The sequence below is a fragment of the Rhizobium sp. Rhizsp82 genome (genome assembly GCF_047325115.1).
Lineage (GTDB): Bacteria > Pseudomonadota > Alphaproteobacteria > Rhizobiales > Rhizobiaceae > Rhizobium.
Genome location: NZ_CP168570.1, coordinates 2074213 through 2089189, shown reverse-complemented (window position 1 = coordinate 2089189; position 14977 = coordinate 2074213). Strand labels below are relative to the sequence as shown.

Genomic DNA, 14977 nt, shown 5'->3' with positions numbered 1-14977 from the left:
CATGAACATGCACCTGTCCCGCGAGCTTTCGCGGAAGAACGCCGGCGCACGCGCTGACGATCATATGGAAATGAAGAGCGTCATGGACGCTCTGAAGGCCCGCGATGCCGAGATTACGGCCTTTGCGTCGAAGGCTACCGAGGAAATCAAGAACCTCGGCGCCATGTCCAGCGAGACCAAGAGCGCCCTCGAAAAGCTATCCACCTCCGGTGCGGAGCTTCAGGAACGCCTTCTGAGCGTCGAGCAGAAGCTCGCTCGTCGCACCTTTGGCGGTGGCGAAATGAAGTCGCTCGGCCACCAGCTCACGGACTCGGAGGAGTTCAAAGCTCTTCAGACCCGCGGCGCCGGCACCGCTCGCATGAACCTCAAGGCCAGCACGATCACCTCGGCGACGACGGACTCCGCTGGCTCGGCGGGCGATCTGATCGTGCCGCAGCGGCAGCCGGGTATCATCCAGCCGCCGGTTCGGGAGCTTACCATCCGCGATCTGTTGATGCCCGGCACCACGTCGTCGAACGCGATCGAGTTCGTCCAGGAAACCGGCTTCACCAACGCGGCCGCTCCGGTGGCGGAGGGTGCGACAAAGCCGCAGTCGGATCTCCAGTTCGAGCTGAAGACAACCAATGTCCGCACCATCGCGCATTGGTTTGCGGCCTCGAAGCAGGTTCTCTCCGACGTGCCGCTGCTCATGAGCTACATCAACACTCGCGCGATCTTCGGTCTCAAGCTTGTCGAAGAGACGCAGCTGCTTCGCGGCACGGGCACCGGCCAGAACATCCTTGGTCTGATCCCTCAGGCCGCCGACTTCATGCAGTCGACGCTCTCCAAGGCGCTAGACACAAAGATCGACACCATTCGCCGAGCAATCCTCCAGGTCCGCCTGGCGGAGTACAAGCCAACCTTTGTCGTGCTCAATCCGATCGATTGGGCGGATATCGAAACAGCTAAGGATGCCGACGGGCGCTACATCTGGGTGAACGTCCAGATTGGCGGCACCATGATCATGTGGCGGCTCGCTGTGATCGAGACCACCGCCGTTGAACCTGGCGAGTTCCTCGTCGGTGCCACCATGGGCGCGCAGGTGTTCGATCGTGAGGAGTCCGCCGTCGAAGTTTCGACCGACCATGCGGATTTCTTCATCAAGAACCTCGTGGCGATCCGCGCTGAAGAACGTCTCGCGCTGGCCGTCAACCGGCCGGAGTGCTTCGTTCATGGCTACTTCGACATCGGCGCTTCGCCGTCGCTGAACGCCTAACCCTCGGCGGCCTTCGGGCCGCTATCACCTTGTCTGGAGCTTACCATGGCCACACTGACACGCGTGTCTCCTCCCGGTGACCTTGTGGAGCCTTTGCTGCAAAGTGTTTGCGATCATTTACGACGCTTTGCCGATTTGGCTGCCTCACCGCAGATTGCTCCTCCGGATCTCGCGTATATCCGGGAGCTCACGCGCGTGGCCGTGGAAGCGGTTGACGGCCCGGCTGGAAAGCTGGGCCGTTGCCTGCTTAGCCAGACGTGGAAGCTCGTCGCCGATGAATTCGTTGAAGACTTCCGGCTGCCCGTTCCGCCAGTCCAATCAATCACGTCGGTTCGCTATATCGATCAGGATGGCATCTGGCAGACGCTGGCGTCCGATCGCTACCGCCTCTTCGGCGCCGGCTCATGGTCCGCCGAACTGGCACCGCCGGACGGGTGGCCCACCATCGGCGGCTCCCGAGGCGCCGTCGAGGTGACCTTCGTTGCCGGCTACGGCGATGACATCGACGACGTGCCAGCCCCAATCCTCCACGGCATCCGGCTGCTGGTAGCCCACTGGTATCTTGAGCGTCAGCCGGTGACCTTTAGCACCCCTCATGAAATTCCTATGACCGCCTCGGCACTCTTTGCCGGGTACAGGATCTATCGCTGATGGCAAAGTCTCGCATCACCGGAGGTAGCCAGCTCCGCGGCTCACTCCGGCAAATCTCCACGGGATTGACGGTTCCGATCAATGAAGCGTCCCGGAAAGCCCTCCAGCCCACGCTGAAGGCAGCAAAGCGAAACCTGAAGGCCAATGGGAGCGTCGAATCCGGTGAGCTCCTGAAGCTGATGACGATCCGCAAGGATCCGGATGCCCCCAAGGACAAGCCGCGACATGTCGTCGGCCCGGCTACGACCAATCCCGCCTATCGCGAGGCGCATCTCGTCGAGTTCGGCACGGCTCCCCACTTCCAGCCGGAGCTCCACCGTCTTCACCCAGGCGCGCAAGCCAAGCCGTTCCTTCGGCCCGCCTTCGAGGAGACCAAAGGCGGGGCGATCAAGCGCTTTGGCGAGTCGATCGGCCCGGCGATCGAAAAGCGCGCCGCCAGGCTGGAAAGAAAGAGGAAGCCATGAGTACGACTCGAGCCCTCCTGCAGGTGCTGTTTGACGCGGACCTGGATGCGTCCGTGTACCCAATCGTGGCGCCACAGAATGCCTCGCTCCCCTTCGTAACCGTCGCCTGCATCGTAAGCCCACGGTGAAGGCCGTCTTGCGATGACGGCCTGCTGACTGCCAGTCCTAGTGGTAACACTAGGAGTAGTCATATGACGAAGCATCCAATTGAGGTGATCACGTCTGTGGAGCGCCGTCGGCGTTGGTCACGCGAAGATAAAGAGCGGCTCGTCGCTGCGTGCTTTGAGCCAGACGCGGTCATCTCCGAGATTGCCCGCGCGGCCGGCATCCATGTCAGCCAGTTGTTCCGTTGGCGCAAAGAGCTTTGTCGGATCGAGGAGCCAAGATCTGACACTGCGGCTTTGGTGCCGGTGATCGTGTCCGAGGCCGCTTCGACAGTCTCCCCCGCTCAGCCGGAACCACCCACCAAATTCCATCCTCGTCGGAAGCGCAGTGATGTAACAATCGAACTTGGTCGGGGCCGACGCGTCCGCGTGGATAGCGACATCGACACGGAAGCGCTTGGCCGGATACTCGATTGCGTGCTGGGGCTGCGATGATCCCGGTTCCGAGTGGAGTGAAGGTCTGGTTGGCGACGGGCCACACCGATATGCGCAAAGGCTTCCCCGGTCTGTCGTTGATGGTGCAGGAGGCGCTAAAGCGCGACCCGATGTGCGGTCACCTGTTCGTATTCCGCGGCCGAGGCGGTGGCTTGATCAAGGTGATCTGGCATGACGGCCAGGGAGCTTGCCTGTTCACGAAGAAGCTCGAGCGAGGACGCTTCATCTGGCCTTCAGCGGCCGATGGCACGGTAGTGATCACGCCTGCGCAGCTCGGTTATCTGCTGGAGGGCATCGACTGGCGGATGCCGCAAAAGACCTGGCGGCCAACGTCGGCCGGATAAGCAAAAACACTGGAATGATGGGGTCGAATATGATTCCATCCTGTCATGAGCAATGCGACCGAAGAGCTTCCGGACGACCTTGCCAGTGCCCTCGCACTGCTGGCCCAGGAACGTGCGCGCCGTGTCGCAGCCGAAGCAGAAGCGGCGGCCGCCAAGGCAGAAGCCGCCAGCGCCAAGGCACTCGTATCGCATTCCGAGGCGCTGATCGCACGGCTGAAGCTGGAGATCGACAAGGTTCGACGTGAACTCTACGGCAGCCGATCCGAGCGTAAGGCGCGGCTCCTTGAGCAGATGGAACTGCAGCTCGAGGAGCTCGAAGCGGATGCCGGTGAAGATGAATTGGTCGCGGAAATCGCCGCCAAAGCTTCAACCGTCAAAGCCTTCGAGCGCAGGCGTCCGTCACGTAAGTCATTCCCCGAACACCTGCCACGCGAACGCGTCGTTATCGCCGCTCCCGCCAATTGCGCCTGCTGCGGATCGGCTAAGTTGTCGAAGCTTGGCGAGGACATCACCGAGACCCTGGAGGTCGTACCGCGTCAGTGGAAGGTCATCCAGACGGTGCGGGAGAAGTTTACCTGCCGCGAGTGTGAGAAGATCACGCAGCCGCCGGCACCATTCCACGTAACGCCCCGCGGTTTTGCAGGGCCGAACCTGCTGGCGATGATCCTGTTCGAGAAGTTCGCCCAGCACCAGCCACTCAATCGCCAGAGCGAACGCTATGCCCGCGAGGGCGTCGACCTCAGCTTGTCGACGCTGGCCGATCAGGTTGGAGCATGTGCAGCGGCGCTGAAGCCCATCCACTCCCTGATCGAGACGCATGTCCTTGCTGCCGAACGTCTGCACGGCGACGACACGACCGTGCCAATTCTGGCCAGAGGAAAGACCGATACGGGCCGCATCTGGACCTATGTTCGGGACGATCGGCCGTTCGCAGGGCTTTCCCCGCCGGCGGCCCTTTACTATGCCTCGCGAGATCGACGGCAGGAGCATCCGGAACGCCATCTGAAGACCTTCACCGGCATTTTGCAGGCGGACGCCTATGGCGGCTACAATCCGCTGTTCAAGGCTGATCGCGATCCAAATCCGCTAAGGCAGGCGTTGTGCTGGGCGCACTCGCGGCGCAAGTTCTTCGTGCTCGCCGACATTGCCGCAAACGCCAAGCGTGGAAAGAACGCTGCGCCGATCTCGCCTATGGCGCTTGAAGCCGTCAAACGGATCGACGGCCTCTTCGATATCGAGCGCGAGATCAACGGACTTACGGCCGATCAACGCCTGGAGCGTCGCCAGAGAGACAGCCTGCCGCTCGTCGATGATCTGAGGGACTGGCTTCAAACCGAGCGGGCAAAGCTATCACGCAGTTCACCGGTCGCGGAGGCCATCGACTACATGCTCAAACGATGGGACGGCTTCACGTCATTCCTGGAGGATGGCAGAATCTGCCTGACGAACAATGCCGCCGAGCGAGCGCTCAGAGGCTTCGCACTCGGCAGGAAGTCCTGGCTCTTCGCCGGATCAGACCGCGGCGCAGATCGTGCAGCCTTCATGGCAACGTTGATCATGACGGCAAAGCTCAACGACATCGATCCGCAGGCGTGGCTGGCCGACGTTCTTGCCCGCATAGCTGACACGCCGATTATCAGGCTGGAGCAGTTGCTTCCGTGGAATTGGACGCCGCCGACCGTCAACGCTCAAGCTGCCTGACCTGTGGCCTTCACCGGAGGCTTACCCTGCATCTGGGAGGCACAGGAGTTCGCCCTGGCAGGAGCCACAGACGCGTTCGATGCCCGTTTCAGCCTCGCATGCCACGCTCGCAGCGCCGCGGACGCAGACAGCCTCGCTGAGGCCATCAAGAGGGCTTTGGAGGGTATCCGCCGCCACGAGATCACTGCAGCCGCTCCAGCGGCCTCTCTTGGGATTCTGACGTGCTGGAAAGAAGGCACTGACACGGCTGATTATAGCGACGATCGGACTGTCTTCCGCCGCATCCTGGATTGGCGGGTTCGTTGGGAGAGACCAGAATGAGAGTTGGCAGCTTCGATCGACAGCTCACCATCCTTCGCGACGTCGAGATCGGGCGCGATGACCTGTTCCAGCCGATTTATGAGCAGGTGCCGGTCGCAACGGTATGGGCGGAAAAGATCCACAAGACTGAAGACGAGCGCTTTGCGGCCGAGCAGCGATATGCCGTCCGCACGGTGACGTTCCGGACCTATTGGATGGAAGGCATCCTGCCAACCGACAGGCTTCAAAGTGATGGTGATCTTTACGACATCAAAGGCGTCAGGGAGCTTGGATTTCGCGAGGGACTTGAGATCAGTGCAAGCTCGCCATAGTGAATTTAGATCTCCTCCGGATTCTCGACCTCTCCAGATTGAAATTCGCCTTCGTGTCTTTGGGCAAATATTTGAAGCCGTTGAATAGCATCTGAGACCAGCTGTCGAATTTCGCTGTCATTGAAATCGGCATAGTATCTCAGGATCGCTTCTAAGTCGGTAAGAGCTTCATCAATTTCGACGAGATGATCCCCATCGACTTCGGTTTTGTCTTTCCACCGGTGGAAATGGGTGAGCTCGTGAGCAGCAGCAGCGCGCATGCTTAAAGCGGAATTTGGATCGACAACGCTCTTTCCAGGGAAGATGTCGGCGCCATACCTGATCTCGCAGACTATCTCTCCCTCGATTTCTATGACACGGCACCGAGTTGCTTCACCCTCGCCATATGCAAACACTGCCTCGCGATCGAGACCCACGAATGTGTTTGCGACTCGTTTGAGCTCATCATCGGTGAGCGGAGTTGTGTTCCTACCCGCGAGAAGGGAAGTTCGGCCGGGCACGGGCATCACCTCGCCGCCAAAAATTGCAAGTCTGTCGGCCTGGGCGACACCTGCAGTAACTGCCGGAGCACGCGACCAGCCTGGCTCCTTGCGGCGCCGGTGTTAAGAACCGTGATCTTACCCGAAGATGAGTTCCCTCGTGTCACGCCCACCGCCTCCCAGAGCGGGTTACGCTTTTCAAACAAATCACCTCGCCAAGTCCCAAATTCGTAAATGTGCTGTCTTGAAAGCGTGTCCAGACGCTCCGCCCAAACCTCTTTAGCTAGCGAGGCGCCCCGCCGGGCAAGATCGACATTGAAGTCACGCATTACGTGCGCATAACCCTGCATCATAGTGGCTGCGTCAACTACAAGATTTGTACGGACCGCTTTGCGCTCCCCTAAAGGAAGACGTCCGAGTTCTGGTCTTACAATAACTAGAAGGTCATAGAATTCCGCTGCAATTGCAGCCATTCCATCCATCTCGGAAGTATCGATGGCGTCCGCTGACGCAAATGTCCGCATCATCTCGCGCACGGTTGACAGCGTGACCACTTGAGGGTTGCGGCTGTCCAATCGGTCCGTTACTCGGTTCACGTTCTCTAGTAGATTGGAAGAGTTCTCGATAAATCGCTTCGCAAGAAGAGAGAGATCATCTTGGGTAGTGAGGTCGTAAGCCTTGCTCTTTGCCGTTGGCCTCGGCCTCTGATTCTTATCGTAAAAGTAGTTTCCTTCGTCCTCCCGAGAAAGAAAATAAAGGTCAATTTTGAACTGCAAATCTTCGGAAAACTTTGGGTATTCACGTGGGGACTCTCGCCAAATTTTAACGGCCTTAGCGATAGCTTGATGACGGTGGTGAGAGTCGGGAAGATACACCTTGCCGTTATAGAGGAATATCTCGCGGTCATCCTCGTCCCAGTACGCCTCGAAGGTACCGGGTCTGAGGTTCCAGATTAACGGATTCAGGAACAGAGTGCCGCCGCTAAGCAGCTTATCGACCATCTGATCAGCGTTCTCGGAATTGAAAACGTATAGTTTTTCAGGTGGATAACCTTGGGCCAGAGAGAGTTCACGCGGTGGTGGAGGTAGCGCTCCCGGCTGTATACCACGCTGCACATCCTGATCGGTCCAAAGCAAACCGCTTTCGGCAGCGTCTGCCAGCTGACCCGCGGTGATTGTGAAAGTGCAAAAAACTTGATTGGACGATTCTGTCCATTGCACGTCGGGACACGTGAACCGACCTCGATATGCTTTTTGCTGCGCATTCTTCTTAGGGTTGGAAATAAATCCTGCGGGGCGGACCTGACTCATGCTGCATCCTGAAGGTGAGATTTCTCTAGCAATAATCAACCGCCGGACATCGTACAATGCCCAATTATGAAGTTTGTGTGTGTTTCCTCGGCGAACTGGTTAACCGATTTATATTTTGGATTAAGCTCGTCATCTATCTCACGCCGGCCATCTTCGACGACTGTCTCAAGCTCGCGGTTTAGCTTCGGCGGCTGCCAAAAATGCCGACCAGAAGTCCTCGTTGCTTCGGCGATATGCCTTCATCTGCAATTCCATCTCAATCATTATGTCTTGCGCACCGTAGGCCAAATCCTCCCAAATGGAGGCAGTCAGTTTGGCAAACTCATAGAGATCGACATAGGTTGGACCGCCCTCTGTTTCGTAGACGGCAAAGTGGGCAAGCTGCTTGTCCCGCATAAGCTTCAACCTGGCGAGCCTGCCATCTGTGGCGGCAAGGTCGAAAATTCTCATGGCGTTCTCCAGGCGGGCCCGAGAGGCCGGCCACGGCGTCTCCTCCAGCCGATTGGGTTGACGAAGGAACTCTATTGCTGCCGCTAAGTGTCGATCATCTTCGTGCCTAACGGGCGCAAACGCTCGAACAATATAGATATGGAGCCGAAAAAGGGTTCCGTTGACCAGCAGGCGAAGCGTTTGCGCGAGACGCCCTCGATTGATCCCAGCAACTACCTCGGCAGTGTTCATGCGTTCAAGCAGATCTATGGATGCCAGGCATTCAAGGCCATCTTGGTAGCCTTGCCTGGATACCACTCGAAGTGCGGTCCAATCCTTCACCGCATTAGCTGGCTTCCTCGCCATAATGGGCTCAACTTCCAGAGTATCTTGTAGGTTGGGTATTCGGACTGATTAGGCTTCGGCTCGGCAGAAAGCTGCCGTGACCGATCACGGACGATGCTCGGTACAACATCATTTGGAGGGAGGCTTGCCTGCTCGGGCAAGTTTAGCATCTAAGGCTGCTTTACGCTTGGCGGCTTCAGAAGGTCTGACGTAAAAATGTTGGAAGCATTCTTCGATTACCTCAAGACACCACTCGGCCTCTTCAGGCTCGACATCGATGATCTGAAGCGTTGTGACATCAGTAATTGGATGGGCAGAAAAATTGCCAAAGTTCCTGATGGCGTCGACCATCATTCTCAGTGATGCGGGAATGGCCTTGCTTGAGTCTGGCTCGTTTAACAGCAGATCAACTTCCTTGGCCAAGTCTTTTGCAATGTATCCGTGGGCTCTCAGCATTGCCTGTAGGCAACGTCGCGAAAGTGCAGCGGACGCTTTTGGGCTTATTGGCAAGACATTGCAGGCTTCAACATAGTCACCCGCAATGATTGAGGGAACAACAGGAGGTACCGGGCCGCGGTTTGCGCCCAATGGCTCTATCAGCCTCACTGTCCAATTCTCATCATCGTGCTTCTTTTCCGCGTTCGCGCAGTAATACACGACTAGTTTTCGGCAAGCCTCGGACGGGCATAAAGCACTGCGAGTCATCCTCCAGGCATATCTGTTTGTGCTGACGTAAATGTTGTCTTCATGCCACTCGAAGGTAGCCTCGACTCCACAATGAGGGCATTTCATTCAAATCTCCCAGCGATCTGTTGATTTTCCGACCGGTTACCAAACGCTACCTCGCTTGGATTCCACTAGGCCGTGAAGGCGAATACGGCTGGCACAACTGAGGAAATGTGGTTTTCCACAGAATTTGAAATTGGGATGAGATTGGGGATTTGAAATCCACCTATCGAGATTTCACTTTAAAATCAGCGCACTAATGAAAGTTAATGGCGGAGAAGATGGGATTCGAACCCACGATACCCTCTCGGGTATACTCCCTTAGCAGGGGAGCGCCTTCGACCACTCGGCCACCTCTCCGGTGCGAGCCTGATAGAGTCATTCGACTGGTGAAGCAAGCGGTTTTTCGGCTTTTCACAGTCGAGATCAACAGTCTCGCGGTCTTTATGCCAACAGCTGCTTCAGATCGGCCGAAGCGTCGGCCAGAATGGCCTTGTCGGGATTGATTCCGCTTTCCAGCATCTTCTTGCCCGTCACATAGGCCTTGGCATCGTTGATCGCGTCGACGGCGATGAACTGGCCGTTCCTGAAATACCAGATCGAATGAGCGCCTTCGCGGGCGCCGGGGCGCAGCAGTGTCTGGTCGTAGCCGAGATTGAAGCCGGCGATCTGCAGCTTCACGTCATACTGATCCGACCAGAACCACGGCTTCGGATCGTAGGGAGCATTGCCCCCGGCGATGACGGCGGCTGCGGCATCGGCCTGGTCGACGGCGTTCTGCACCGATTCGAGGCGGATGCGGCCGCCCTGCCAGGGGAGCACGGCGCAATCGCCTGCAGCATATATGGAGGGATCGGAGGTACGGGCGAACTCGTCGACGATGATGCCGTTGGCGACTTCGAGGCCGGCCTCCTTGGCGAGCTGGTCGTTCGGCACCACGCCGATTCCGACGATGGCAAAATCGATGTCGATGACCGATCCGTCGGAGAGCTCGGCGCCGGTGACGCGGCCGTTCGTGCCGATCAGATGCTTCAGGCCGGTCTTTTCGCGGATGATGACGTCGTGGGTTTCGTGAATCACCCGGATGATATCGGCGGTTTCCTTGGCGGCGACGCGCTGAAGGATTCGGTCGGCCATTTCGATGACGGTGACTTCGAGGCCGAGATGGCGGGCGACGGCCGCCGCTTCGAGGCCGATATAGCCGCCGCCTATAATAAGGACTCGGCGGCCGGGGCGCATTTCGCCGGCGAGCAGGTCCGCGTCGCGCTTGTCGCGGGCGACATAGACGCCTTCGAGATCGCCGCCGATCGAAGCCGGAAGCTGGCGCGGCGTCGAGCCGGTCGTCAGCGCCAGCGTTCCATAGTCTATTGTCGAGCCGTCCTGCAGCACGACCTGCTTGCTGTCGCGCTTGATCTGCTCGACCCAGGTCGAGAGGCGAATCTCGACATTATTGTCCGGGTACCACTGCTCGGGACGGAACAGCAGGCGGTCGAAGCTCATCTCTCCGAGGAGATATTTCTTGGAGAGCGGCGGGCGCTGGTAGGGCAGGACATCCTCGGCGCCGAGAATGGTGATGGGGCGGGTGTCCTTCAGGGCCCGCAGCTTTGCCGCCATGGCGAAGCCTGCCTGCCCTGCGCCGATGATTACCAGTCTGTCCGTCACGGTCCCGCTCCCTGCATTCGTTATTGGGGCGAGAGGTAGTCCCCGCCCCTTGCGCCGTCAACAGGAAGAGATTGTCTCAGACCTCGATCCAGCGGCGCTCGTGGAACGACTGTGCCATGGCGTGAACAGACTTCTCTATCCTAAGACCGTCTTCAAATGTGACCAAGGACGACGGCTCACCGGATATTGCGCGGATCAGCTCGCGGCATTCGATGATCTTCAGATCGTTGAAGCCGAGACCGTGGCCGGGCGCCGGGATGAAGCGGTCATAGGGCTGATGGGCCGGAGCCGCAAGGATCTTGCGATAGCCCTGCTCCGTGCCGCGTCCCGTCGCCTGATAGAGATCGAATTCGTTCATCCGCTCCTGATCGTAGGCGACCGACCCCTTCGAGCCGTAGATCTGCAGGGCGATGCGGCCCTTGCGGCCCCAGGCGGCGCGGTTGGCCATCAGCACGGCGGAGATGCCGCCGCCGAGGCGCATCAGGACGTTTGCCGCATCGTGGTTCTCGACGGCGCGGCGGCCGCCTTCCTTCAGCGGGCGGTCGGCATAGGGTTTCACCATATCTGTAATGACGGCTTCGACATGGCCGAACAGATACCAGAGCAGCGACAGCGGATGGACGGCAAAGTCGTCGAGCGCGCCGTAGCCGGCGGAAAGTTCGCTCTTCCAATAGAAGAAGACATCGGCATCGGCCATGAAGTCTTCGTCCATCTCGACGCGGATATGATTGACGGCGCCGATCGCGCCTTCCTCGATCAGCGCCTTGATGTGACGCATGATGGGATTCTGGATATAGTTGTAGCCGAGTACGGCGACCTTGCCGGATCGTTTGGCGACCTCGAGCATGCGCTGCGCATCGACGTAAGCGGGCGCCATCGGCTTTTCGCACCAGACGTGCTTGCCGGCCTCGAGCGCTGCGATCGCCATTTCGGCGTGAAACTGGTTGGGGGTCGTAACGGAGACGACATCGACCTCGGGATCTGATATCAGCGCCTTCCAGTCGGCCGTCGCCTTCTCGAAACCGAATTCGGAGGCACGGGATTTCGCCAGCTCGGGATTGGCCTCCGCCAGATGCACAAGACGCGGCCGCTCGACATCGCCGAAGACGGTCTTGACCGCGTTCCAGGCCAGCGCGTGGCACTTGCCCATGTAGCCCGTACCGATCAGACCTATGCCAAGTGGCTTCATTTTGCGTATCCTCCTCCGAAAGCGAGGCGATTTTTGGAATATTTAGACCATTTTGACAAGGTGCTAATGTTGCGACATTTGTGGCATTCGACCCGCTTTAATGTCTAAAATACTGAAAATTCAGCATATTAAAAACAATTAGGATCGACGGGAGAAATCATTTATGGTGCAAATTATGGAATATATGTTTCATTTCTTGGGTTGCTCGCATGGATGAAGACGCAAAAACGCTGACGCGCGTGCCCCGCGATTTCGAAAGCCTGCGCAGCACCATCATCGAACGCAAGGCAAGCATGCCGAAGCGCCTGGCGCAGGTCGCGGCCTTCGCGCTCAGCAATCCCGACGAGATCGCCTTCGGCACGACGGCGAGCATTGCCGCCGCCTCGGAAGTGCAGCCGTCGACGCTCGTGCGACTGGCGCATCACCTCGGCTATGAGGGCTTTTCGGATCTGCAGAGCATTTTCCGCGAGCGCCTGCGCGACCGCACGCTGAGCTATGAAGAGCGGCTGGTGACGCTGGAGCAATCCGGCGGCGATGATGACGATGCCAATCTGCTGGCCGGCTTCATCGGCGCGGCCAGCCAGTCGATCGCCCGCATGGCGTCGACGGTGCAGAGCGAAACCTTCACGAAGGCGGTCGATATTCTCGCCGCTGCCGAGACCATCTATCTGATCGCCAAGCGCCGCTCCTATCCGCTGACGGCGCATATGACCTATGCCTTCTCGAAGCTCGGCATCCGGCATCAGATCGTCGCCTCGCCGAATGGCGTGGATCTGGAAATGGTGCAGTTCGCAACGCCGAAGGATGCAGCGATCGCTGCCAGCTTCTCGCCCTATGCGGCCGACAGCCTTTCGCAAGCGGAGGAGCTTGCGGATCGCGGCGTGCCTGTCATCGCCATTACCGATTCGGCTTTTTCGCCGCTCGCATCGCGCGCCACCTGCTGGTTCGAGGTTGCCGAGGCCGATTTCGCCGGTTTCCGTTCGCTCTCGGCCTCGATGGCGCTGACGATGGCGCTTCCGGTTGCCATCGCCGAGCGGCGGCGCAAAACGCAGAGCCAAAAGCCTGAGAAAAGCAAAATGGAATAAATATTCCGAATTGACAACAAGACGGAACCATTGTTTCATTATTGCCAATTCGCAGGCGCTGGACGCCGCACAAAAATGAGCGGGAGGATACTATGGTACAATCGAATCCGGGTTCGCAGCCCGAGGCAGCTCTCGATGTGATCACCATCGGCCGCTCGTCCGTCGATCTTTACGGCCAGCAGATCGGCACGCGGCTGGAGGATATCGGCTCCTTCGCAAAGTCCGTCGGCGGCTGCCCGGCGAATATCGCCATCGGCACGGCGCGGCTCGGTTTGAAGTCCGCCCTCATCACCCGTGTCGGCAACGAGCAGATGGGCCGCTTCATCATCGAGCAGTCGGCGCGCGAAGGCGTCGAGACCAAGGGCATCACGACGGACAAGGAGCGGCTGACGGCGCTCGTGCTTCTGGCGGTCGAGGCCGAAGGCGTTTCGCCGATGATCTTCTACCGCTCCGACTGCGCCGATATGGCGCTCGACGAAGGCGATGTCGACGAGGATTTCATCAAGTCGTCGCGCGCCGTTCTTGTTTCCGGCACGCATTTCTCCCGTCCGAACACCGAGGCGGCACAGCGCAAGGCGATTCGTATCGCCAAGGCGAACGGCCGCAAGGTGATCTTCGACATCGACTACCGCCCGAACCTCTGGGGCCTTGCCGGCCATGCCGAGGGCTTCGAGCGCTATGTGAAGTCCGACCGCGTCTCTTCCAAGATGAAGGAAACGCTGCCGGACTGCGACCTGATCGTCGGCACGGAAGAAGAGATCCTGATCGCGTCCGGCGCCGATGACGTGCTCGCGGCGCTGAAGGAAATCCGCCGCGTCTCGCCGGCCACCATCGTCCTGAAGCGCGGCGCCATGGGCTGCGTCGTCTATGACGGCCCGATCAGCGACAATCTGGAAGACGGCATCGTCGGCCAGGGCTTCCCGATCGAAGTGTTCAACGTGCTTGGCGCCGGCGATGCCTTCATGTCCGGCTTCCTGCGCGGCTGGCTGAAGGACGAGCCGCTGAAGACCTGCGCCACCTGGGCGAATGCCTGCGGCGCCTTCGCCGTCTCCCGCCTGCTCTGCTCGCCCGAATATCCGACCTGGGCCGAGCTCGACTTCTTCCTGACCAAGGGCAGCGAACACCGCGCACTGCGCAAGGACGAGGCGATCAACCACATTCACTGGGCGTCGACCCGCAAGGGCGACATCCCGCTCCTCATGGCGCTGGCGATCGATCATCGTTCGCAGCTGACCAGCGTCTGCGACGAACTCGGCGTTGACTACAAGCAGATCGTCGCCTTCAAGCGGCTGGCCGTCGAAGCCGCCGCCCGGGTTGCCAACAACCGCAGCGGCTACGGCATGCTGATCGACGAGCGCTTCGGCCGCGATGCCTTTTTCGATGCCGCGACCAAGAATTTCTCCTGGATCGGCCGTCCCGTCGAACTGCCGGGCTCCAAGCCGCTGCGCTTCGAATTCAGCCAGGATATCGGCTCGCAGCTGGTCGAATGGCCGCTCAACCACTGCATCAAGTGCCTGTGCTTCTATCACCCGGATGATCCGGCGGAACTGAAGGCGGAGCAGCAGCAAAAGCTGCGCACGCTGTTCGAGGCCGCGCGCAAGGTCGGCCGCGAGCTGCTGGTCGAGATCATCGCCAGCAAGAACGCACCCTTGACCGACGATACCGTCTCGACGGCGATGGAAGAGCTCTACGCGCTCGGCATCAAGCCCGACTGGTGGAAGCTCGAGCCGCAGGCTTCGAGCGCCGCCTGGAAGAAGATCGACGCCGTCATTGCCAAAAATGATCCATGGTGCCGCGGTATCGTGCTGCTTGGGCTTGAGGCGCCTGCGGACGAGCTGCTCAAGGGCTTCGAGGCGACGCTTGCCGCCCCGTCGGTCAAGGGCTTTGCCGTCGGACGGACGATCTTTGCCGATGCCGCCCGTGGCTGGCTGTCCGGCAAGATGAGCGACGAGGACGCGATATCGGACATGGCGGGACGTTTCCGCCAGCTGACGGAAGCCTGGCTGAAGACGCGCGGGCTGAATTGAGAGTTTGAGGATTAGACCCCTCCCAGCCCTCTCGACTGATGAGGGCTGGGAGAGGAATAAAGACAGAGCGAAGGTTCGG

At 59.3% G+C, this 14977-nt stretch carries 15 protein-coding genes and 1 tRNA gene; 9 read left to right on the top strand and 7 right to left on the bottom strand.

What is annotated here, in order from left to right; genetic code table 11:
- Position 1 precedes the first annotated feature (1 nt).
- The 7 genes from ACEN84_RS15140 to ACEN84_RS15110 all read left to right on the top strand — a co-directional run bounded on the left by ACEN84_RS15140 (position 2) and on the right by ACEN84_RS15110 (position 5646).
- Positions 2-1255: a phage major capsid protein gene (locus ACEN84_RS15140; protein WP_413709144.1), complete on the top strand. Its 1254-nt coding sequence runs from the start codon at positions 2-4 to the stop codon at positions 1253-1255.
- A gap of 45 nt (positions 1256-1300) precedes the next feature.
- Positions 1301-1906: a hypothetical protein gene (locus tag ACEN84_RS15135; protein WP_413709143.1), complete on the top strand. Its 606-nt coding sequence runs from the start codon at positions 1301-1303 to the stop codon at positions 1904-1906.
- On the top strand, positions 1906-2370 hold the full coding sequence (locus tag ACEN84_RS15130) for a hypothetical protein (protein WP_413709142.1): 465 nt from the start codon (positions 1906-1908) through the stop codon (positions 2368-2370). Before ACEN84_RS15135 ends, ACEN84_RS15130 begins: the two co-directional genes overlap by 1 nt.
- Before the next feature lie 191 nt (positions 2371-2561).
- The gene (gene tnpA, locus ACEN84_RS15125) at positions 2562-2969 is read left to right on the top strand and encodes an IS66-like element accessory protein TnpA (protein ID WP_413390885.1); all 408 of its coding nucleotides are present in this window, start codon (positions 2562-2564) and stop codon (positions 2967-2969) included.
- Positions 2966-3313: an IS66 family insertion sequence element accessory protein TnpB gene (tnpB, locus tag ACEN84_RS15120; protein WP_008536653.1), complete on the top strand. Its 348-nt coding sequence runs from the start codon at positions 2966-2968 to the stop codon at positions 3311-3313. The genes tnpA and tnpB overlap by 4 nt, the downstream gene beginning before the upstream one ends.
- Before the next feature lie 45 nt (positions 3314-3358).
- The gene (tnpC, locus tag ACEN84_RS15115; RefSeq protein WP_413709141.1) at positions 3359-5014 is read left to right on the top strand and encodes an IS66 family transposase; all 1656 of its coding nucleotides are present in this window, start codon (positions 3359-3361) and stop codon (positions 5012-5014) included.
- Positions 5015-5331: 317 nt separating this feature from the next.
- Positions 5332-5646: a phage head closure protein gene (locus ACEN84_RS15110; RefSeq protein ID WP_413709140.1), complete on the top strand. Its 315-nt coding sequence runs from the start codon at positions 5332-5334 to the stop codon at positions 5644-5646.
- Positions 5647-5651: 5 nt separating this feature from the next.
- Here the strand turns inward: ACEN84_RS15110 and ACEN84_RS15105 are convergent, their stop codons facing one another.
- The 7 genes from ACEN84_RS15105 to ACEN84_RS15075 form a co-directional block, all read right to left on the bottom strand.
- On the bottom strand, positions 5652-6062 hold the full coding sequence (locus ACEN84_RS15105) for a hypothetical protein (protein WP_413709139.1): 411 nt from the start codon (positions 6060-6062) through the stop codon (positions 5652-5654).
- An 89-nt stretch (positions 6063-6151) separates the two neighbouring features.
- Positions 6152-7435 (bottom strand): DNA sulfur modification protein DndB, encoded by a 1284-nt coding sequence (locus ACEN84_RS15100; RefSeq protein ID WP_413709138.1) that lies wholly within the window; start codon positions 7433-7435, stop codon positions 6152-6154.
- A gap of 165 nt (positions 7436-7600) precedes the next feature.
- Positions 7601-7885, bottom strand: coding sequence for a hypothetical protein (locus ACEN84_RS15095; RefSeq protein WP_413709137.1), 285 nt, complete (start codon positions 7883-7885; stop codon positions 7601-7603).
- Positions 7886-8338: 453 nt separating this feature from the next.
- On the bottom strand, positions 8339-8914 hold the full coding sequence (locus tag ACEN84_RS15090; protein WP_413711310.1) for a DUF4145 domain-containing protein: 576 nt from the start codon (positions 8912-8914) through the stop codon (positions 8339-8341).
- Positions 8915-9205: 291 nt separating this feature from the next.
- Positions 9206-9295, bottom strand: a tRNA-Ser gene (locus ACEN84_RS15085).
- 84 nt (positions 9296-9379) lie between these two features.
- Positions 9380-10597, bottom strand: coding sequence for an NAD(P)/FAD-dependent oxidoreductase (locus tag ACEN84_RS15080; RefSeq protein ID WP_413709136.1), 1218 nt, complete (start codon positions 10595-10597; stop codon positions 9380-9382).
- Between the two features lie 76 nt (positions 10598-10673).
- Positions 10674-11786 carry a Gfo/Idh/MocA family protein gene (locus tag ACEN84_RS15075; protein WP_413709135.1) on the bottom strand — a complete coding sequence of 371 codons (1113 nt, stop codon included), beginning with the start codon at positions 11784-11786 and terminating at the stop codon, positions 10674-10676.
- A gap of 209 nt (positions 11787-11995) precedes the next feature.
- Here ACEN84_RS15075 and ACEN84_RS15070 point away from each other — a divergent pair, with 209 nt between their 5' ends.
- Positions 11996-12871 carry a MurR/RpiR family transcriptional regulator gene (locus ACEN84_RS15070; RefSeq protein WP_413709134.1) on the top strand — a complete coding sequence of 292 codons (876 nt, stop codon included), beginning with the start codon at positions 11996-11998 and terminating at the stop codon, positions 12869-12871.
- 92 nt (positions 12872-12963) lie between these two features.
- Complete coding sequence (locus ACEN84_RS15065; protein ID WP_413709133.1) at positions 12964-14898, top strand: bifunctional 5-dehydro-2-deoxygluconokinase/5-dehydro-2-deoxyphosphogluconate aldolase; 1935 nt, start codon at positions 12964-12966, stop codon at positions 14896-14898.
- Positions 14899-14977: the final 79 nt, after the last annotated feature.

Coding starts and splice junctions, on each gene's coding strand:
- ACEN84_RS15095 (WP_413709137.1), bottom strand. CDS start 7,885: ATGAGAATTTTCGACCTTGCCGCCACAGATGGCAGGCTCGCCAGGTTG.
- ACEN84_RS15075 (WP_413709135.1), bottom strand. CDS start 11,786: ATGAAGCCACTTGGCATAGGTCTGATCGGTACGGGCTACATGGGCAAG.
- tnpA (WP_413390885.1), top strand. CDS start 2,562: ATGACGAAGCATCCAATTGAGGTGATCACGTCTGTGGAGCGCCGTCGG.
- ACEN84_RS15110 (WP_413709140.1), top strand. CDS start 5,332: ATGAGAGTTGGCAGCTTCGATCGACAGCTCACCATCCTTCGCGACGTC.
- ACEN84_RS15135 (WP_413709143.1), top strand. CDS start 1,301: ATGGCCACACTGACACGCGTGTCTCCTCCCGGTGACCTTGTGGAGCCT.
- tnpB (WP_008536653.1), top strand. CDS start 2,966: ATGATCCCGGTTCCGAGTGGAGTGAAGGTCTGGTTGGCGACGGGCCAC.
- ACEN84_RS15065 (WP_413709133.1), top strand. CDS start 12,964: ATGGTACAATCGAATCCGGGTTCGCAGCCCGAGGCAGCTCTCGATGTG.
- ACEN84_RS15140 (WP_413709144.1), top strand. CDS start 2: ATGAACATGCACCTGTCCCGCGAGCTTTCGCGGAAGAACGCCGGCGCA.
- ACEN84_RS15090 (WP_413711310.1), bottom strand. CDS start 8,914: ATGACTCGCAGTGCTTTATGCCCGTCCGAGGCTTGCCGAAAACTAGTC.
- ACEN84_RS15070 (WP_413709134.1), top strand. CDS start 11,996: ATGGATGAAGACGCAAAAACGCTGACGCGCGTGCCCCGCGATTTCGAA.
- tnpC (WP_413709141.1), top strand. CDS start 3,359: ATGAGCAATGCGACCGAAGAGCTTCCGGACGACCTTGCCAGTGCCCTC.
- ACEN84_RS15100 (WP_413709138.1), bottom strand. CDS start 7,435: ATGAGTCAGGTCCGCCCCGCAGGATTTATTTCCAACCCTAAGAAGAAT.
- ACEN84_RS15130 (WP_413709142.1), top strand. CDS start 1,906: ATGGCAAAGTCTCGCATCACCGGAGGTAGCCAGCTCCGCGGCTCACTC.